At 61.0% G+C, this 19041-nt stretch carries 15 protein-coding genes; 11 read left to right on the top strand and 4 right to left on the bottom strand.

Features of this window, described 5'->3' with window-relative positions:
* Positions 1–86: 86 nt before the first annotated feature.
* Both B1722_RS25040 and B1722_RS25035 read right to left on the bottom strand, forming a co-directional pair.
* Complete coding sequence (locus tag B1722_RS25040) at positions 87–1319, bottom strand: MFS transporter (RefSeq protein WP_041074067.1); 1233 nt, start codon at positions 1317–1319, stop codon at positions 87–89.
* Positions 1320–1495: 176 nt separating this feature from the next.
* Complete coding sequence (locus B1722_RS25035) at positions 1496–2245, bottom strand: hypothetical protein (RefSeq protein ID WP_041074065.1); 750 nt, start codon at positions 2243–2245, stop codon at positions 1496–1498.
* Between the two features lie 234 nt (positions 2246–2479).
* On the opposite strand from B1722_RS25035, the gene B1722_RS25030 reads away from it, so the two are divergent.
* The 3 genes from B1722_RS25030 to B1722_RS25020 all read left to right on the top strand — a co-directional run bounded on the left by B1722_RS25030 (position 2480) and on the right by B1722_RS25020 (position 5145).
* Positions 2480–3628 carry an aldose epimerase family protein gene (locus B1722_RS25030; protein ID WP_041074064.1) on the top strand — a complete coding sequence of 383 codons (1149 nt, stop codon included), beginning with the start codon at positions 2480–2482 and terminating at the stop codon, positions 3626–3628.
* Between the two features lie 196 nt (positions 3629–3824).
* Positions 3825–4646 (top strand): aldo/keto reductase, encoded by an 822-nt coding sequence (locus B1722_RS25025; protein WP_041074062.1) that lies wholly within the window; start codon positions 3825–3827, stop codon positions 4644–4646.
* Positions 4647–4674: 28 nt separating this feature from the next.
* Positions 4675–5145, top strand: coding sequence for a DUF1810 domain-containing protein (locus B1722_RS25020; RefSeq protein WP_041074060.1), 471 nt, complete (start codon positions 4675–4677; stop codon positions 5143–5145).
* Here the strand turns inward: B1722_RS25020 and B1722_RS25015 are convergent.
* Entirely contained in the window at positions 5110–7470 is a 2361-nt protein-coding gene (locus B1722_RS25015; RefSeq protein WP_161794918.1) for a DNA polymerase II, read from the bottom strand. The genes B1722_RS25020 and B1722_RS25015 overlap by 36 nt on opposite strands.
* A gap of 329 nt (positions 7471–7799) precedes the next feature.
* On the opposite strand from B1722_RS25015, the gene B1722_RS25010 reads away from it, so the two are divergent.
* Positions 7800–8240, top strand: a complete 441-nt coding sequence (locus B1722_RS25010; RefSeq protein ID WP_041074056.1) for a CBS domain-containing protein — start codon at positions 7800–7802, stop codon at positions 8238–8240.
* 92 nt (positions 8241–8332) lie between these two features.
* On the opposite strand, the gene B1722_RS25005 is transcribed toward B1722_RS25010, so the two are convergent.
* A complete protein-coding gene (locus B1722_RS25005) occupies positions 8333–8956 on the bottom strand; it encodes a glutathione S-transferase N-terminal domain-containing protein (protein ID WP_041074054.1) in 624 nt (207 codons plus the stop codon).
* A gap of 1082 nt (positions 8957–10038) precedes the next feature.
* Between B1722_RS25005 and B1722_RS25000 the strand changes: the two genes are divergently transcribed.
* The 7 genes from B1722_RS25000 (at position 10039) to B1722_RS24970 (ending at position 19040) form a co-directional block, all read left to right on the top strand.
* Positions 10039–10863, top strand: coding sequence for an energy transducer TonB (locus B1722_RS25000; RefSeq protein WP_041074052.1), 825 nt, complete (start codon positions 10039–10041; stop codon positions 10861–10863).
* 46 nt (positions 10864–10909) lie between these two features.
* Positions 10910–11617 (top strand): MotA/TolQ/ExbB proton channel family protein, encoded by a 708-nt coding sequence (locus tag B1722_RS24995; RefSeq protein WP_003223576.1) that lies wholly within the window; start codon positions 10910–10912, stop codon positions 11615–11617.
* Positions 11617–12018 carry a biopolymer transporter ExbD gene (locus B1722_RS24990; protein WP_003223575.1) on the top strand — a complete coding sequence of 134 codons (402 nt, stop codon included), beginning with the start codon at positions 11617–11619 and terminating at the stop codon, positions 12016–12018. Before B1722_RS24995 ends, B1722_RS24990 begins: the two co-directional genes overlap by 1 nt.
* A 207-nt stretch (positions 12019–12225) precedes the next feature.
* Positions 12226–14937: a TonB-dependent receptor gene (locus B1722_RS24985; protein WP_041074050.1), complete on the top strand. Its 2712-nt coding sequence runs from the start codon at positions 12226–12228 to the stop codon at positions 14935–14937.
* A gap of 149 nt (positions 14938–15086) precedes the next feature.
* Positions 15087–16952, top strand: a complete 1866-nt coding sequence (locus B1722_RS24980) for an extracellular solute-binding protein (protein ID WP_086794729.1) — start codon at positions 15087–15089, stop codon at positions 16950–16952.
* Position 16953: 1 nt separating this feature from the next.
* Positions 16954–18018, top strand: coding sequence for a microcin C ABC transporter permease YejB (locus B1722_RS24975; protein WP_086794728.1), 1065 nt, complete (start codon positions 16954–16956; stop codon positions 18016–18018).
* Positions 18018–19040, top strand: coding sequence for an ABC transporter permease (locus B1722_RS24970; RefSeq protein WP_041074044.1), 1023 nt, complete (start codon positions 18018–18020; stop codon positions 19038–19040). Before B1722_RS24975 ends, B1722_RS24970 begins: the two co-directional genes overlap by 1 nt.
* The last annotated feature ends 1 nt before the right edge of the window (position 19041 follow it).

Here is a 19041-nt window from a genome sequence, read left to right as displayed (position 1 = left end):
TCTAACCCTGTAGGAGCTGCCGGAGGCTGCGATCTTTTGATCTTGATTAAAAGACAAAATCAAAAGATCGCAGCCTCCGGCAGCCCCTACACTGGAGGTGTGGTTGAGTGCACGCGCCGGCCCGGTTTGAAACTGTGATGCCGGTTGATCCACACCGTCGCCAGCGCAATCAGCGACAGGATCAACAGCGCCCACGGAAACGACATTGCCCCCGCTTGATCCAGCAGCAACCCGCCAAACAGGCCGCCGCCGGCAATTGCCACGTTCCAGGACGTGGTGAGCATTGCCTGCACCACGTCCACATGCTCGCCGGCCGAATCCGCCGCAGCCGTCAGCAGCAACGTTGCCGAGCCGCCGAATGACAGGCCCCACACCGCCATGCAGGTGTAGATCAGCCACGGCGACGGAGACATCAACGCCAGCACCAGTGCAGTCAAGGCAAACACCGCGAGGCTGATCAGGGTCAGCCAGCGCAGCCAGCGATCCACCAGCACGCCGATGATCCAGATTCCGACCAGCGAACACAGGCCAAACACCAGCAGCACCAGATCGACACGCTCGGCCAGCCCGGCCTGCATCAGGAAAGGCGCAATGTAGGTGTAAAGAATGTTGTGCCCGAGCATCCAGGTCAGCACCACGAACAGCACCGGCCGTACGCCCGGCAAACGCAGAGATTGCAGCAACGGCAGGCGTTCGGCGCTGGCCTGGCCCGGACGGTCCGGCACCGCCAGCACAATCCACGCCGCCAGCACCAATGCCAGCGCCGACATGATCCCGAACGACGCGCGCCAGCCGATCAGGTTACCCAGCCACGTCCCCGCCGGGGTACCCAGCGACAGCGCCACCGGGGTACCCAGCATCGCGATTGCCAGCGCCCGCCCCTGCTGGTGCACCGGCACGATCCCGCGGGCGTAACCGGCCATGATGCCCCACGACAGTCCTGCGGCCATCCCGGCGAGAAACCGCGACGCGAGGGTCAGGCCGTAATGGCTGGAGAACGTGGTGACGGTGTTGAACAGCAGGAAACCGCCGACCGTCATCAGCAGCACCCGGCGCCGTGGCCAGCCCCGGGTGGCGACGGTCAGTGGAATCGCCGCGACAATCGAGCCCAACGCATACAGCGTCACCAGTTGCCCGGCGAGCACTTCGCTGACCCCAAGCCCGGCGCCGATCTGCGGCAGCAGCCCGGCCGGCAGGGTCTCGGTGAGGATGGCGATGAAGCCGGTCATGGCGAACGCCAGTAGCGCGGCGTACGGCAGTTTTTCTGTACGGGCGACGCGGTCGATGCGGTTGAAGTCGGTGCTTGCGGAGTCGGTCATGACAGGTGCAGCTCCCTTTGGATCAATAGTAGCGATGGATTGTATACAAAAATCCCAAGCACAATTTGATCAATGTGGAAGCGAGCCTGCTCGCGAATGCGGTGGATCTATCAGAGATTCAGCACTTGGCAGATCGCTTTCGCGAGCAAGCTCGCTCCCACATTGGATCTCCACACTTACTGCACCGGAAGGAAATTCAGGAACAGCAGGCTCTGCGCGTAATTCAGGCCAATACGCCGGTAACGCTCGTCGAGCATCTGCGTCAGCAAGTCGAGCCGCGCGACGATCTTGCCGAATTCGGTGGCGAAGCTCAGGTTGCTGCCCTCCTCCGAGATTTCATTGGAGAACAGCAGCGGCTGGCCTTCCTTGTTCTGGCGCTGGGCCAGGATCCACGTGGCTTTCTCAATGTTACGCGCGGCGTTGTGGACGAAGGTCGGGTTGATTGCGTCGGTCATGTAGAACTCGACGCGGTTGCCATGAGCGGTGACCAGCATGCTGCCGATGGCATAGATGAAGGCGCCGACCCGATCCCCGAGAAACTCCGGACTCATCGCATAGCTGAGCGCCGCCAGATCCTTGCGCCCGCCCAGCACCGGCAACGGTTGCTGCTGCTCGACCGCCAGGCGCACCTGTTTCACCGCGGTGTTGATGTCGAGGAACCCCGATTTGCGCAGTTCTTCCGGGTTGCGCAAATACAGCTTGCCCATCAACCGATAAAGACTGTTGAGGTTGTCGCGCATCGCTAATGTGGCCATGCGGTCGACGCTGGTCTGCAGGAATTCCTGCGGTTGACCGTCACGCATCTGGGCGAAGAATCCATTGCCGGTCTGGTGCGTGCAACCGCTGACAAACAGCGATGCCAGACAGGCCAGCAGCAGACACGGGCGGCGAACAAATCGGATGATCGGGTGAAAAGCTCTCGGCATGAATTCTCGAACGGGCACATTCCTGCGCGGCGGGCGTCGCCGCATCCTGGCCATGGATAGAGCCGCCGAATCCGGAAAAGTGCAGCGCTGGCACGATTTCCCGACCTTCGGCAACTATTTAGTATGACTTTATATTTGCACTAAACCTTTAACCGGCTATAAATTCTGACTCAACCCACAATTAGCATGACTATTACCCTGTTTTGAAAACAACAACAAAAAGGAAGGTCAACCATGCTTCAATCCCGTCACCTGCTCTCCGGCCTCGGACTGTCCCTGATGATCGCCACCCTCTCCGCCAACGCGGCCGGCCTCAGCGCCGAACACAAAGCCTTTGGCAAAACCAATGACGGCACGCCCGTCGAGCAATACATCCTGCGCAACAGCCACGGCCTGCAGGCGACCGTCATCACCTACGGCGCCACCTTGCAATCGCTGCTGGTGCCGGACAAACACGGCAAAGCAGCCGATGTGGTGCTGGGTTTCGACGATGTCCAGGGTTACCAGAAAGGCACGGCGTATTTCGGCGCAACCATCGGCCGTTTCGGCAATCGCCTGGCCGAGGGTGCATTCGAACTCGACGGCAAGCGCTATCAAGTGCCGCAGAACGACAAGTCCAACGCTTTGCACGGCGGTACTCAGGGCTTCGACAAGAAGGTCTGGAAAGCGCAGGAAACCAAGGACAAGGATTCCGTCGGCGTGACCCTCACCTATCTGTCGGCGGACGGTGAAATGGGCTTCCCCGGCAATCTCACCACCGAAGTGACCTACCGCCTGACCGACAACAACGAGTTGCGCATCGACTACAAGGCCAGCACCGATAAACCGACGGTGCTCAACCTGACCAACCACAGCTACTTCAACCTCGCCGGTGCCGGCAATGGCGACATCCTCAAGCAGGTTGCCACCTTGCACGCCAGTCATTACACCCCGGTCACCGGCAAGCTGATCCCGACCGGCGAACTGGCGCCCGTGGCCGGCACGCCGATGGATTTTACCCAGCCCACTGCCATCGGCACCCACATCAAGGCTGATCACCCGCAGCTGAAATTCGCCGAACCGAAACAGGGCGGCTTTGATTTCAACTGGGTGCTGGACACAAAAGGTGATGTGAGCAAAGTCGCCGCCGAGGTCAGTGACCCGCAATCCGGACGGCATCTGCAGCTGTTCACCAGCGAGCCGGGCGTGCAGTTCTACACCAGCAACTTCCTCGACGGCACGGTCAAAGGCAAGGGCGGCAAGGTCTATCCGCACTGGGGCGCGTTTACTCTGGAAACGCAGCACTATCCGGATGCGCCGAATCAGCCGGACTTCCCAAGTACGCGTCTCGATCCGGGGCAGACTTACAACCACAGCGTAATCCTGAAATTCTCCACGAAATGACACTTAGCCCGTGGCGAGGGAGCTTGCTCCCGCTGGCCTGCGCAGCAGGCCCTGCTTTTTCAACTGAATGAAGAGCAGGGCCGCTTCGCGCCCCAGCGGGAGCAAGCTCCCTCGCCACAGGTTCATCGACCTCCATTGGAACCCCTGCGCTATCCTGCTGCCCACTAAGGTATGACCATCAGCACAGGAGGTTTGAATGCGTACCCTTGAACTGGCAGGCGTGCAGGTTCCAGTGATCGGCCAAGGCACCTGGCGCATGGGCGAAGACCGCTCGGCGCACTCGCGTGAAGTGTCCGCGCTGCGCCAAGGCATCGAACTGGGCATGACCCTTATCGACACCGCAGAAATGTACGCCGAAGGCGGTGCCGAATCTGTCGTCGGCGAAGCCATCGCGGGCCTGCGCGACCAAGTGTTTCTGGTGAGCAAGGTCTACCCGCACAACGCCAGCCGCAAAGGCATTCCGCAAGCCTGCGAGCGCAGTCTGCGCCGGCTCGACACCGATTACATCGACCTCTATCTGCTGCATTGGCGCGGCCAGTATCCGCTGGAAGAAACCGTCGAAGCCTTCGAACGCCTGCGTTCGGACGGCAAGATCGGCCGTTGGGGCGTGTCGAATTTCGACGTCGATGACCTCGAAGAACTGGCCAATCCTGCCTGCGCGACCAATCAGGTGCTGTACAACCTGGAAGAGCGCGGCGTCGAATTCGATCTGCTGCCATGGTGCCAACAGCAACGCATGCCATTGATGGCGTACTGCCCGATCGGTCAGGGCGGTGCGATGCTGGCTGAACCGGTGCTGAACACGATTGCCACTCGTCACAAGGTAACCCCGGCACAGGTTTCACTGGCGTGGATTCTGCGTCAGGATGGTGTGATTGCGATTCCCAAAGCTGTGCGACCGGAACACGTGCAACTCAATGCACAAGCGGCGCAGTTGCAACTGGATGCCGGGGATCTGGCGGCGCTGGATCAGGTATTCAAAGCGCCACAACGCAAGCAGCGGCTGGCGATGGTCTGAGTCGCTGGGCGCTGGCGAGGGCTTCGTCATGAGAAGCACTGATCAGTACGACCCGTTCAATCTGCAGCGTTTCGTCCAGGCGCAGGACCCGGTGTTCGAACGGGTTCAGCGTGAACTCGGTGAGGGGCGCAAACGTAGCCACTGGATGTGGTTTGTGTTCCCGCAGTTCGCCGGGCTGGGCGGCAGCGAGATGTCCCGGCGTTACGCCATTCAATCCGCCGAAGAGGCGCAGGCCTATCTGGCCCACGACCTGCTTGGCGCACGGCTGCGCACCTGCACGCAACTGGTGCTGAACATCCGTCAGCGCTCGATAGCCGAGATTTTCGGCCATCCCGACGACCTGAAATTCCACTCCTCGATGACCCTGTTTGCGCAGTTCAGCGCAGAAGATTGCCCGTTCGCTCAGGCACTGGAGCGCTACTTCCACGGCATCCTCGACGAATGGACGTTGCAGCTACTGGACTCAAAACAGGCCCAGTTGCCCCCCGATCAGGGTTGAAAAATCGTCATCGACGAACGGCAGAATCGCATCCGCCACCGGTTGCAGCTGACGAGTGATGTAGTGGTCGTAGTCGATCGCGGCGCGGCGCACTTCCAGCGGTTCCGGCCCGGCCAGGGTGATGACGTAACTGATCCAGCCGCCATTCTGGTACTGCCGTGGGCGCCCGTGCTGCGCGTTGTAATCATCGGCCAGTCGCGCCGCCCGCACATGCGGCGGCACGTTGCGTTCGTAGTCATCAAGGGTGCGGCGCAGGCGTTTGCGGTAGACCAGTCGTTCATCGAATTCGCCGGCCAGGGTTTTGCGTACGTAATCGCGCACGTAATCCTGATACGGTTTGCGCTGGAAGATCCGCTCGTAGAGTTCCTGCTGGAACTGCCGGGCCAGCAGTGACCAGTCGGTGCGCACGGTTTCCAGGCCCTTGTAGACCATTTCGTCACTGCCGTCGGCGCGGGTAACGAGGCCGGCGTAGCGCTTTTTGCTGCCCTCCTCGGCACCGCGAATGGTCGGCATCAGAAAACGTTTGTAGTGGGTTTCGTACTGCAATTCGAGAGCACTTTGCAGGCCGTATTCCTCACGCACGTGCTCGCGCCACCAGTCGTTGACGTGCTTGACCAGCGCCTGACCGATCTGTGCCGCTTCCTCCTGACCGTGCGCGCGACGCAGCCAGACGAAGGTCGAATCGGTGTCGCCATAGATCACCGCGTGGCCCTGCGCTTCGATCAGCTGTCGGGTGCGCAGCATGATCTCGTGGCCGCGCAAGGTAATCGACGATGCCAGACGCGTATCGAAAAATCGGCAACCACTGGAACCGAGCACGCCGTAGAACGCGTTCATGATGATCTTCAGCGCCTGCGACAGTGGCGCGTTGTGCTCGCGTTTGGCGGTCTCGCGACCTTCGGCGACCCGCGCGACAATCGACGGCAGGCAATGTCGGGTGCGCGAGAAACGCGCGCCGCGAAAACCCGGAACCGAATCGGCATCGTCCGGGTGCTGCAAACCTTCGATCAGCCCCACCGGGTCGATCAGAAAGGTGCGGATGATCGACGGGTACAGGCTCTTGTAATCGAGCACCAGTACCGACTCGTACAGCCCTGGCTGTGAATCCATGACGAAGCCGCCCGGGCTGGCCTGCGGTGGATTGGTGCCCAGGTTCGGCGCTACGAAACCCTGGCGATGCATCAGCGGCATATACAAGTGGGTGAACGCCGCCACCGAACCGCCGCTGCGGTCCGCCGGCAGGCCAGTGACGCTGGCGCGTTCGAGCAAAAACGTCAGCAGTTCGGTTTTGGCGAAAATCCGCGTGACCAGTTCGCAGTCCTTGAGGTTGTACTTGGCCAGCGCCGGTTTGTCCTCGGCGAACATACGGTTGATTTCGTCCATGCGCTGGTACGGGTTGTCGATCGCCTTGCCCTCGCCAAGCAGGGTCTGGGCGACGTTTTCCAGGCTGAACGAAGGGAAACTCCAGGTCGCCGAACGCAGCGATTCGATGCCATCGATGATCAGCCGCCCCGCTGCCGAAGCAAAGAAGTGCGTGCGACTGCCGTGTTCGCGCCACTGCATCTCTTCACCGCCACGGCCGATTTTCAGCGGCACGCCGAGGCGCCGCGCGTGTTCGTGAAGGATGCGCAGGTCGAACTGCACGACGTTCCAGCCGATGATCGCGTCGGGGTCATGCCGGGCGAACCAGTCGTTGAGCTTTTTGAGAAGAACGGTGCGCGAATCGCAGTATTCGAGGTCGAAGTCGACAATGCTCGCATCACCGTTCGGTGCGCCGAGCATGTACACCTGACGCTGGCCGCAGCCTTCCAGGGCAATGGAATACAGCTCGCCGGTTTCGGTGGTTTCGATATCCAGCGAGACCAGCCGCAGTTGCGGTCGGTATTTGGGGTCGGGTTTCAGTTGGGCATTGAGCAAGACGCCGTCGTCATCGGCACTGCCACTGAACAGCACCGGCGCGGTGATGAAGCGCTCCATCAGGTAGCGTTCCGGCGGACGCACGTCGGCTTCAAAGACGTCGACCCCGGCGCGGTTGAGCGCGGTTTCCAGGCGCATCAACTGGCCGTGTTGCTGGCAATACAGGCCCAGCACCGGGCGATGCTCGAAATCCTGCAGGGCCAGCGGGCGCAGTTCGACATTCTTTTCATCGTGCAGCAGACGTTCGGCCGCTTCGCGTTGTGCAGCGGGGATAAACGCCACTGACGTCTGCGGCGCCAGACGCACACGGCGCGGTCCGGCGTCGGTCGCCAGCCAGAACTCGACTTCGGTGCCGGCCGGGGTGTCGCGCCAATGCCGGGTCAGGACGAAGCCCTGCTGTAAATCCACCACTGCAACCTCAGGAATTGAATCAGAGGGGCATTCTACGCGGCATCGTCCGAGATAACCCCATCCCCTGTGGCGAGGGAGCTTGCCCCCGCTCGGCTGCGCAGCAGTCGCAAAGCCAGGCAATTCGGTGTATCAGGCAAACCGAATTCTCAGGGTTTGGGCCTGCTACGCAGGCCAGCGGGAGCAAGCTCCCTCGCCACAGGGATAGAGGTGAGCCGGAAAAACCGGCAAATGACGTTTTTTGCGTGCTATCTGCCGCTTTGCCACCTTGCCCTGCACGCCAGCGTCTACGATGCTTGGAGAACAACGACAACACCTGAGTAACCACCATGAAGACCGTCGCCCAACTGCTCAAGCTCAAAGATCAGAAAAATCAGGAAGTGCATCAGATCAAACCCGATCACATGGTGCTCGAAGCGCTGATGAAGATGGCCGAAAAAAACGTCGGGGCCCTGTTGGTGGTGGAAGACGAAAAAGTGGTCGGCATCATCAGTGAGCGTGATTACGCGCGCAAACTGGTACTGCACGGGCGCTCCTCGGTCGGTACACCGGTGCGCGACATCATGGTCAAGGATGTCATCACCGTGGACACCCACCAGACCGTCGACACCTGCCTGGGCATCATGTCCGACAGACGCCTGCGCCACTTGCCGGTGGTGGAGAACGGCAAACTGATCGGCTTGCTGTCGATCGGCGACCTGGTGAAAGAGGCGATTGCCGAACAGGCCGAGCTGATCAAGCAGCTGGAGCAGTACATTCGCGGGGAATAATCCCCAAGATCAAAAGATCGCAGCCTCCGGCAGCTCCTACAGAGAACAGTGTAGGAGCTGCCAGAGGCTGCGATCTTTTGATCTTTGCACTCTTAAACCGGCCAATGCCGGGCAAACACCGGCGCCAGCACCGGGTGCCGGTCAATGCGCTGCAACCATGCGTAGAACCCGGGGCGGGTCTGGCGCAGGTGCTCGCGACTCCCCGACCAGCGCGTCACCACCGCTGCCAGCACGTCCAGGGCGCCGGGCGTCTCGTCGTCCAGGTACAACTCGGCGGAAAACTGGTCGGCAAACACTTCCCAACTCCAGTGCAAGCGCTCGCGGGCACCGGCCATCAGATTCTGTCGTGAGGCTTCGTCCGGCATCACCAGCCAGCGTTCGGGGTAATCGATGACGCCGATGGCCGCGTAGCAATTGCTCGCGATGTAGACCATGCCGCGAATCGCCTGATCGCGATCAGTGGCCTCGGCCGGCAACAGGCCGAATCCGGGAAAGCGCAGGCCCAGGTGAATCAGAATCGCCACACTCTCGGTGATCGCACTGCCATCGGGCAACTGCAGGGTCGGCACCTGTTTCAGTGGATTGAGGCGCGCGAGGGCTTCGGCCGCCTCGCTCGAAGCTTCGATATCGATGAAGCGATAGGCGATCTGGCATAACTCCAGCGCTGCTTCGATGGCTGCAGCACCCGAATTGCGATGTCCGTACAGTTGATACATGCCCCCTCCTCGATCTCGACGGATCTGTGTAGCCCTATTTATAGCGGGTGTATCGGCTTTGGCACGTTTTTCCCATGCATTCGCGACTTGCGAATTCAAACCCCGCAAAACCGCGCTGGCGGTGCCCATCCCGCACCAAGAGCAATCATCGAACGCTATCCGCGTTCTTGTAAGGTGCGATACCGGACCAAAAGTTCGCGTATCCGAACTGGCAACAAGGAGGTCACTGCGTGAATCTTCAATCGTTCTGCCGCTTCACGGCCTGTTTATATCCATCCGCGCAATGTCGAGTTCACCTGAACAGTACCGGCCATCCGCGAATTTACGTCATTACCTGAACCTGACAAACGACCACTGTGTTGGCGCTGAATAATGTGCCGACAGCAGCGTGGTATTTATTTTTTAAATAAGACCCATGAAGTTATTGCGCAAGCACTGCGTCAATCAACGATTGCCGAATTGTCGAACAATAATTTCAACTGATTTTTTAATTGCACCAAAAGCGTTCCTGCGCACGCAACTAACGCAGATTCGAAATACTGATTTCATTTAAACAAAAACAAGGAACATGCGCCGTGACCCGCTAAAACATTGACCCGCACCAAATCAGTCCGTCGCGCACCATCAAGCGCCCTGGAGGACTCGAGCTCAGCGGCTCTATCTGGCTAATCCGGCCGATACAGCGCCCGGTCTGACTCGCCTGCAAAAAAGCCCCGGCGTTCGGGGCCGCGGACAGTCATGCACTAAAGAAAACCGAGGCACTCTGTAAAACTTATATAAATGCGACATGAGTAACAGCCATGAAATAACCGCTCTACATTTCAGCAATATTTGGCACAGCGGTTGCAAAATGAATCACGACCATTGAAACAATCCACACCGATACAGAACAACACCAGGGAATGGCGAATGAACAAACGAAGTCATTGGCGTTAAGCCAGTAAGCCTGCACAAGCCTATTCAATAGATAGTTCAACTATCGGCTTGCGTACACCCAAAAGAAAGTTACACCCATCCACTCGAACATCACCGAAATGTTCGGACGGCACCTTATTGCCCTTCATCAACCCGAGGGAGCTTTAATGAACGATGCGGTAAAGCACAGAACCCTGCCGGGGCCGTTAAGGGACGCGCCAGTCCCGCCACCACCGGGCAGACCGGCCTTCACGGCCAACACTTCGCAGCCCGGCGGGTTGAATAAGCAGCAGATGCTGTTGCTGGTGGCGGTGTCGGCACTGATACACGGCGGTGCCTGGTGGTTTTTCCAGCAGACCCGGCCCGAACCCCTGCCGACGCCGCCGCAGATTCCGGAAATGACCGTCGAGCTGACCAGCCCGACGCCACCGGCACCGCCCACACCGGAACCACCTCCGCCACCGCCGCCCCCTCCACCTCCGGAACCGGAACAACCGGTGGAAGACGAAGACGCGGTCAAGCCACCGCCCAAACCGATGGAGAAACCCAAGCCGATCGAAAAACCGAAACCGGTCGAGAAGCCCAAACCGGTGAAGAAAGTCGAGCCGCCAAAAGCTCCGCCCGCCCCGGCACAACCGGCCGCTCCCGCTGCGCCGGCGACACCGAGCGCGCCACCGGCCCCGGCCGCCGCGCCTGGCCCGGTCAAGGAATCGGCCGCGATTTCCGGCCTTGCCAGCCTCGGCAACCCGCCGCCGGAATACCCGTCACTGGCGCTGCGGCGCAACTGGGAAGGCAGCGTGGTGCTGCGCATTCAGGTGTTGGCCAACGGACGTGCCGGTTCGGTAACGGTCACCAAGTCCAGCGGCAAGCCGCAACTGGATGACGCCGCCGTCGCGGCGGTAAAGAACTGGAAGTTCATTCCGGCCAAACGCGGTGACACGCCGATTGACGGCTTCGCCACCCAGACCATCGATTTCAAATTGCCGCAATAACGGCAAACCCAACTCATAACCGACTTAATGCAAGCGAGGTGTAGCCATGAACTCTTCACTGTCTTCGATGATTGTCCCCGGGGTGCTCTGGGGCCTGGTGCTGTTTTCCGTGGTCAGCTGGGCGATCCTGCTGGTCAAGTCGGCGCAATACCTGCGCCAGAAAGCCCAGAACAAACAGTTCAGCAAAGCTTTCTGGGGCGCGCCGGATCTGCTGACCGCCGCCGAACATGCCAGCCAGTATCCGGGCTCGCTGGCGCGCATCGCCAGCAGCGGTTTCGAAGCCTTGCTGGTGGAAGAATCGCCGCGTACCACGCAACAACTGGCGCACACCATCAACCGTTCCGATCGCCTGGAACGCAACCTGCGCCAGCAGATCCAGAAAGAACGCCGCTCGCTGGAAAACGGCCAGGCGATCCTCGCCAGTATCGGCAGCACCGCGCCGTTCATTGGTCTGTTCGGCACCGTGTGGGGGATCATGGAAGCCCTGCAAAGCATCGGCGAAACCGGTTCGGCCAGCCTTGAAGCGGTCGCCGGCCCGATCGGTCACGCGCTGATCGCCACTGGCGTCGGGATCGCCGTCGCGGTCCCGGCGGTGCTGATTTACAACTTCTTTCTGCGCCGCCTGAAACTGGCCTCGGCAGACATGGATGACTTCGCCCACGACTTCGACGCCCTCGCCTCACGCAGCGCGTTTTCCATCAGCCGCCAGGCCATCGCCAGCAAAACCACTGCCGCCGTGCGGGAGGCCAGCTGATGTCCTTTTCCACTCAAGACAGCGATGAAGTGCTCAGCGAAATGAACGTCACGCCGCTGGTGGACGTGATGCTCGTGCTGCTGGTGGTGTTTATCGTCACGGCACCGCTGATGACCAACGCGATCAAGGTCAACCTGCCGAAAACCGACGCCGTCGCCCCCGCCGAGAAGAAAGACCCGGTGGTGGTCAGCGTCGATCAGGACGGCAAGTTCTACCTGGCGAAAACCGAACTGGCACCGGAATCTCTGGAGGCCAGCCTCAAGGAGGTCAAGGCCAAGGACGCCGAGGTGCGCGTGCAGCTGCAGGCCGACGCCAACGTCAATTACGGCCAGGTGGCCAAGGCCATGGCGTCCATCGAACGCTCGGGCATCAGCAAGATTTCGGTGATGACCACCCACTGAGTGCGGTGTCGGGCGCGCGTTGAGAAACGCGCCCGACACCGCGAACCGCTTCCCGTCGCAATCAGCCGACCGAAAAACGCCAGACGTCTTCGGAGGGGATCGGCTTGCTTGAAGAAAGTGGCTTTCCGCATGCGGTATCACCGAAAGCGGAGCAATGAGGGGCTCACAAGGCCAATTCGATAACGTCTGATCAAGTCGGAAACAACCATGCTGATGAACACTCCACGCTTCACGCTCAAACCTTTGGTGGCAACGATTTCTCGTCACCGTTTTGTTCCGTTGTACCTGGTGGCCATGGGGATGGGCGCCGGGACCGTGCAAGCCGCCGAGGACGACAACGCCGTCGTCCCCGCTGCAGCCGCAGTGGTGGCACCGACCACGCAACTGCAACGGGTGGAAGTGACCGGCTCGGCGATTCGCCGGGTCGATGCGGAAACGGCCGTGCCGATCACCATTTTGAAAGCCGATGAGCTGCGCAAACAGGGCGTGACCACCACCGCCGAACTGGTGCAGCGGATCACCGGCAGCCAGTCGATCAACAACAGCGCAGGCTCAGTCGGCGCCGCCACCGGTGGCGCTTCGTTTGCCGACATGCGTGGTATCGGCGCAAACAAGACCCTGGTGCTGCTCAACGGTCGGCGCCTGGCCAACAATGCCTTGTCCGGCACCAACTCGGCCGGTGGCGCGGTGGATCTGAACATGATCCCGTTTGCCGCCATCGAGCGCGTGGAGGTTCTGCGCGACGGCGCATCAGCCCTGTACGGCACCGACGCCATCGGCGGCGTGATCAACTTCATCACCAAAAAATCCCTGACCGACGGCCAGCTCACCCTCGGTGGCGAAACCCCGACCCACAGCGGCGGCGGTGCCACCAAAGACATGAGCGCCAGTTGGGGCTATGGCGATCTGGAAGAAGACCGCTTCAACGTGCTCGGCGTGTTCAACTACAACAAGCAGCAGAACCTCGACGCCAACGACCGCTCCTTCGCCCGCGACTACGATCCTGGTCGTGGCCTCGATCAGACCTCCGGCACCGCGTTCCCCGGTAACTACAGCCAGAACGGCAACGCCACCAACCCGTTGGCCAACAGCAATTGCAACGGGCCGAACCTGGTCGCGCGCGATGGCCTGTGCCGCTTCAGCACCCGCGAATACATCGACCTGATTCCGCAAACCGAAAAGACCTCGTTCTTCGGCAAGACCACCGGCAAACTCGGCGACGATCACAACGTCAACCTCGAATACTTCTGGTCACGCAACAACAACGCCACCGCTGTCGGCCCGGCGCCGCTCACCGGTTTGAGCCTGGATTCGTCATCGCCCTACTACCCCGGCAACGGCATCACCCCCGGCCCGACCGGTTTCGCCCTCGACCCGACGCAACCGGTCGACGTCAACTGGCGCGAAACCGCCGCCGGCCCGCGCGAATCGAAAGACCAAAATACCAGCCAGCGCTTTCTGCTGAGCTTCGACGGTCTGGTCGGCGGCTGGGATTACAACGTCGGCGCCTCGTACAACCAGAACAAAATCGTCTCCAGCGTCACCAGCGGCTATGTCAGCGATCAGGCGATGATCAACGGTCTGGCCAGTGGCCTGCTCAACCCGTTCGGCCCGCAATCCGCCGCCGGTCAGCAGTACATCGACGCCGCGATGTACCACGGCGCCTACACCACCGCCGTTGGCCGCGTGGCCGGTTTTGACGGACGGGTCAGTCGCGAGATCGGTGACTGGTTCGGTGCCGGGCCGGCCGGTCTGGCGCTGGGTGGCGAGTACCGCAAAGAGAAATTCCACCAGGACTTCGAACAGTTTGCCGGTGACATCCAGAGCCTCGGCATCGACCCGGCCGGTAGCGTCGAGGGTGACCGCAGTGTGAAAGCCGCCTATGCGGAAATCAACGTGCCGGTGCTCGACAGCCTCGAACTGTCCGCCGCTGTGCGTCACGACAAATACAGCGACTTCGGCAGCACCACCAACCCGAAATACTCGTTCCGTTATCAGCCGCTCAAAGAGCTGGTGGTGCGCGGCGCGTACAGCGAAGGTTTCCGGGCGCCGTCGCTCTACGAGCTGTATTCGCCGCGCAGCATCACCTACACCCAGGGCTACTACAACGATCCGGTGCTGTGTACCGGCGGCGTGGTGCAACCGGGTGGCAACGGCGGGCGCGATTGCGGTCAGCAGTTCCTCAATCAGATCGGCGGCAATGAAGATCTGGCTCCGGAGAAAGCGCGCAACGTGACGCTGGGCTTCGTCTATCAACCGGTCAGCAACCTGTCGGTGGGTCTGGATTTCTGGTGGATTCACATCTCCAACCAGATCCAGCCGTTCCCCGAGTCCACCGTGTTCGATCAGGCCGGCAGCTACCCGGATCGCTTCGTGCGCAACGCCGACGGCACGCTCAACTACATCGTCACCGGCAACGCCAACCTCGGCATCGTCGAGACCAACGGTGTCGATGTATCGCTGGATTACCGCTTCCCGAACACCCCGTACGGTCAGTTCGGTCTGGGGCTGCAAGGCACCTACGTCGACAGTTACGACTTCCAGAGCACCATCAAAGGCCCGTTCACCGACAAGGTCGGCGACTTCGAAGGGGACGGCGTGATCGCGCGTTGGAAACACAACCTCACCGGCAGCTGGACCTTCGGCGCCGCAAGGGCGTCGCTGACCAACCGCTTCACCACCGGTTACAACGACTACGACCGCGATACCCATGCGCGCGTGGCGTCGTATTCGGTGTGGGACCTGTCGGCCGGCTACACCTTCAACAAGGTGCTGGATGTCGATGCCGGGATGAAGAACATGTTCGACCGCAATCCACCGTTCTCCAACCAGGCCTACAACTTCCAGAGCGGCTATGACCCGCGCTACACCGACCCGCTGGGCCGCACGCTGTTTGCGCGCATGACGTATCACTTCTAAAGAACGAGCGCCAAAAAACCCTGTGGGAGCTGGCTTGCCAGCGATAGCGTCGTATCAGTCGACATTTACTTCACTGACATACCGCTATCGCTGGCAAGCCAGCTCCCACATGGGAACCGGGTTTCTTCAGGGATTTTCAGGGTGACCTCATGAGTTTTTTGCGCAACATGGCTGGCCTGCTGCTCGGCAGTGCGCTGCTGTGCACTGGCACTTCGGCGCTGGCCGGCGGCGGTTATGCGTTAACGGTGTACGGCGAGGCGCCGAAGTATCCGGCGGGTTTCCAGCATTTCGATTTCGTCGATCCCGACGCGCCCAAGGGCGGTTCGCTCAGTCGCGCGTCGATGGAAATCGGCCAGTACAACTACATCACCCCGTATGCCGATCAAGGCATTTCCGTGGTGCAGGTCAACGACTGGGTGTATGCGCCGCTGGCGTTCCGTTCGCTGGACGAGCCCTACACCGTTTACGCACTGGTCGCGCAACAAATGGAACGCGATCCCGAGGGGCTCTGGGTGCGCTTCACCCTCAACCCTAAGGCCCGCTTCGCCGACGGTACGCCGATCACCGCCGAAGACGTGCGCTACACCTTCAACCTGCTGATGACCAAGGGCAGCCTCAGTTATCGCCAGCAGTACGCCGACGTGCAGGACGTACTGATCGAAGGTCCACGGCAGGTGCGTTTCACCTTCAAGAACAACCTCAACCGCACCCTGGCGCTGGACCTGGCGACGCTGCGCGTGGTGCCCGAACACTGGTGGAAGACGCGCGATTTCGCCAACGGCGGCGGCTTCGAACCGCCGCTGGGCAGCGGTCCGTATCGCGTGAGCAAGGTCGACGCCGGGCGCAGCATCAGTTTCCAGCGCGATCCGGACTGGTGGGGCAAGGACCTGCCGGTCAGTCGCGGGATGTACAACTTCGACACGCTCACGGTGAATTTCTACGGCGACACCGACGTCGCTCGCCAACTGCTGCAGGCCGGTGCGTTCGATTACAACCGCGAGTTTTCTTCGTCCGGTTACGTGGTCGGCTACGACAGCCCGGCATTGCGTGACGGGCGTTTGCAACAGGCGATTCTCGCCCCGGAAAAACCCACGGCGGCGCAAGGCTTCGTGTTCAACCTGCAAAACCCGATTTTTCAGGATCGCCGCGTGCGTCAGGCGATCAGTCTGCTGTGGGATTTCGAGTGGACCAACAAGCAGATGATGCGCGGCTTCTACGTGCGTCAGAACAGCTTCTGGCCCAAGAGTGAAATGGCCGCCACCGCCCTGCCCGACGCCGAGGAATTGAAGATCCTCGAACCGTTGCGCGGGCAGATCCCGGACGAGGTGTTCACCGAGGTCTATCAGGCGCCGAAAACCGACGGCAGCGGCTACATACGTGACAAGCAGTTGCAGGCGCTGAAACTGCTCGCCGAGGCGGGCTGGACGCCGCAACACAGCCGACTGGTCAACGCCGATGGCGAGCCGCTGGCGTTCACCTTCCTCGACGGTCAGGGCGGCTTCGACCGCATGCTGTTGCCATTCAAACGCACCCTCGCGCAGATCGGCATCACCCTGAATTTGCGCCGGATCGATTCGGCGCAATACGTCAATCGGCTCAACGCCCGCGACTACGACATGATCGTCACCAGTTTCCCGCGCAGTGGCGATCCGATCGTCTCCCCCGGCCGCGAACTGTACAGCCTGTACGCCTCGCAAAGTGCCACGCAAGTCGGCAGTTCGAACTCGATGGTGCTGGCCAACCCGGCGGTCGATCAACTGATCGACGGGCTGGTCAAGGCCGACACCCGCGATGCCATGGTGCATTACGCCCGCGCCCTCGACCGGGTGCTGCAATGGGGTTACTACATGATTCCCAACTACTACTCCAAAGGCACGCCGACGGTGTATCAGAACCGCTTCGGCATGCCGCCGGTGCAACCGGCTTACGACGAAGGCCTCAACACCTGGTGGGAGGTCTCGGCCAAGCCGTTGACCACGCAACAGATGCACACCCAGCTTGCGGGGGGCCAGTGACATGCTGCGTTATCTGAGTCGACGTTTGCTGCTGATCATCCCCACGCTGCTGTGCATCCTGGTGGTCAATTTCCTCATCGTGCAGGCCGCGCCGGGCGGCCCGGTGGAACAAGCCATCGCGCGTCTGCAAGGTTTCGGCGGGCACAGCATGGGCGGTGGTGGCGAAGTCGCTGCGACGGGCGGTGCCGGGCGCAGCAGCCGTGGCCTCGACCCGGCGCTGATCGAGGAAATCAAACACCACTACGGTTTCGACATGCCGATGCACGAACGCTTGTGGCTGATGCTGAAAAACTACGCCCAGCTGGATCTGGGCAGCAGTTTCTTTCGCGGCGCCAAGGTCACCGATCTGATCCTGCAGAAACTGCCGGTGTCGTTGTCGCTCGGCTTGTGGGCGACGCTGATCACCTACCTGATTTCGATCCCGTTGGGCATCCGCAAAGCGATCAGGAACGGCAGCGCATTCGATGTCTGGAGCAGCACCGCGATCATCATCGGCTACGCGATGCCGGCGTTTCTGTTTGCGATTCTGCTGATCGTGGTGTTCGCCGGCGGCAGCTACGTCAACTGGTTCCCGGTGCAGGGGCTGGTGTCGGATAACTTCGACAGCCTCAACACGTTGGGCAAGGTCGGCGACTACCTCTGGCACCTGGTGTTGCCGGTCACGGCGCTGGTCATCGGTGGCTTCGCCACCCTGACCATCCTCACCAAAAACAGCTTCCTCAACGAGATCAGCCGCCAGTACGTGATTACCGCACGGGCCAAGGGTCTGACCGAACGCCGCGTGCTTTACGGCCACGTGTTTCGCAACGCCATGCTGCTGGTGGTGGCGGGTGTGCCGTCGGCGCTGATCGAAGTGTTTTTCGCTGGTTCCTTGCTGATCGAAACCCTTTTCAACCTCGATGGCCTCGGGCGCATGAGTTACGAAGCGGCGGTGTCGCGGGACTATCCGGTGGTGTTCGGTGCGTTGTTCCTGTTCACCCTGTTCGGCCTGTTGATCAAGCTGATCGGCGACCTCAGCTACACCCTGCTCGACCCGCGCATCGACTTCTCGGCGAGGACTGCCTGATGTTCACACTCTCTCCTCTGGGTCAGCGCCGGGTCGCGCAGTTCAAGGCCAACCGCCGTGGGCGCTGGTCGCTGTGGCTGTTCATTGGCCTGTGCCTGATTTGCCTTGGCGGCGAACTGATTGCCAACGACAAACCCTTGGTGATCCGCTACCACGGCGCGTTGTACTTCCCGATCCTCAGCGATTACCTGGAAACCGATTTCGGCGGCGAGCTGCCGTTCCAGCCGGATTACGCCAGCGCTTACGTGCACTCGCTGATCGAGGATCAGGGCGGCTGGATGCTGTTTCCGCCGATTCCGTTCAGCTACGACACCGTCAACTACGACCTCACCGAACCGGCGCCAAGCCCGCCCTCGGCGAGCAACTGGCTGGGCACCGACGATCAGGCGCGGGACGTGTTGGCGCGGGTGATTTTCGGTACACGGATTTCGATTCTGTTTGCGCTGATCCTCACCGGCATCAGTGCGTTGGTCGGTATCGTTGCCGGCGCGTTGCAGGGTTATTACGGCGGTTGGGTGGATTTGCTCGGGCAACGGCTGCTGGAGATCTGGTCGGGGCTGCCGGTGCTGTATCTGCTGATCATTTTGTCCGGGTTTGTCTCGCCGAGTTTCTGGTGGCTGCTGGGGATCATGGCGCTGTTCTCCTGGCTGGCGCTGGTGGATGTGGTGCGCGCCGAGTTCCTGCGTGGACGCAATCTGGAATACGTCAAAGCCGCGCGGGCGCTGGGGCTGACCGACAGTGAGCTGATGTGCCGGCACATTCTGCCCAACGCAATGACCTCCACCCTGACCTATTTGCCATTCATTCTGACCGGCGCCATCGCCACCCTCACCGCGCTGGATTTTCTCGGTTTCGGCATGCCCGCCGGGACCGCTTCGCTGGGCGAACTGATCGGCCAGGCCAAGCGCAATCTGCAAGCGCCGTGGCTGGGGCTGACGGCGTTTTTTGCCTTGGCGCTGATTCTGTCGTTGTTGGTGTTCATCGGTGAGGCTTGCCGAGACGCGTTTGATCCGAGGAGCTGAC

This window comes from Pseudomonas sp. SCPG-7 (assembly GCF_002156405.1).
GTDB lineage: Bacteria > Pseudomonadota > Gammaproteobacteria > Pseudomonadales > Pseudomonadaceae > Aquipseudomonas > Aquipseudomonas parakoreensis.
Note: the sequence above shows the minus strand (reverse complement) of the source record. Positions and strands in the feature narration are given on the sequence as shown.

Coding starts and splice junctions, on each gene's coding strand:
- B1722_RS25040 (WP_041074067.1), bottom strand. CDS start 1,319: ATGACCGACTCCGCAAGCACCGACTTCAACCGCATCGACCGCGTCGCC.
- B1722_RS25035 (WP_041074065.1), bottom strand. CDS start 2,245: ATGCCGAGAGCTTTTCACCCGATCATCCGATTTGTTCGCCGCCCGTGT.
- B1722_RS25030 (WP_041074064.1), top strand. CDS start 2,480: ATGCTTCAATCCCGTCACCTGCTCTCCGGCCTCGGACTGTCCCTGATG.
- B1722_RS25025 (WP_041074062.1), top strand. CDS start 3,825: ATGCGTACCCTTGAACTGGCAGGCGTGCAGGTTCCAGTGATCGGCCAA.
- B1722_RS25020 (WP_041074060.1), top strand. CDS start 4,675: ATGAGAAGCACTGATCAGTACGACCCGTTCAATCTGCAGCGTTTCGTC.
- B1722_RS25010 (WP_041074056.1), top strand. CDS start 7,800: ATGAAGACCGTCGCCCAACTGCTCAAGCTCAAAGATCAGAAAAATCAG.
- B1722_RS25005 (WP_041074054.1), bottom strand. CDS start 8,956: ATGTATCAACTGTACGGACATCGCAATTCGGGTGCTGCAGCCATCGAA.
- B1722_RS25000 (WP_041074052.1), top strand. CDS start 10,039: ATGAACGATGCGGTAAAGCACAGAACCCTGCCGGGGCCGTTAAGGGAC.
- B1722_RS24995 (WP_003223576.1), top strand. CDS start 10,910: ATGAACTCTTCACTGTCTTCGATGATTGTCCCCGGGGTGCTCTGGGGC.
- B1722_RS24990 (WP_003223575.1), top strand. CDS start 11,617: ATGTCCTTTTCCACTCAAGACAGCGATGAAGTGCTCAGCGAAATGAAC.
- B1722_RS24985 (WP_041074050.1), top strand. CDS start 12,226: ATGCTGATGAACACTCCACGCTTCACGCTCAAACCTTTGGTGGCAACG.
- B1722_RS24980 (WP_086794729.1), top strand. CDS start 15,087: ATGAGTTTTTTGCGCAACATGGCTGGCCTGCTGCTCGGCAGTGCGCTG.
- B1722_RS24975 (WP_086794728.1), top strand. CDS start 16,954: ATGCTGCGTTATCTGAGTCGACGTTTGCTGCTGATCATCCCCACGCTG.
- B1722_RS24970 (WP_041074044.1), top strand. CDS start 18,018: ATGTTCACACTCTCTCCTCTGGGTCAGCGCCGGGTCGCGCAGTTCAAG.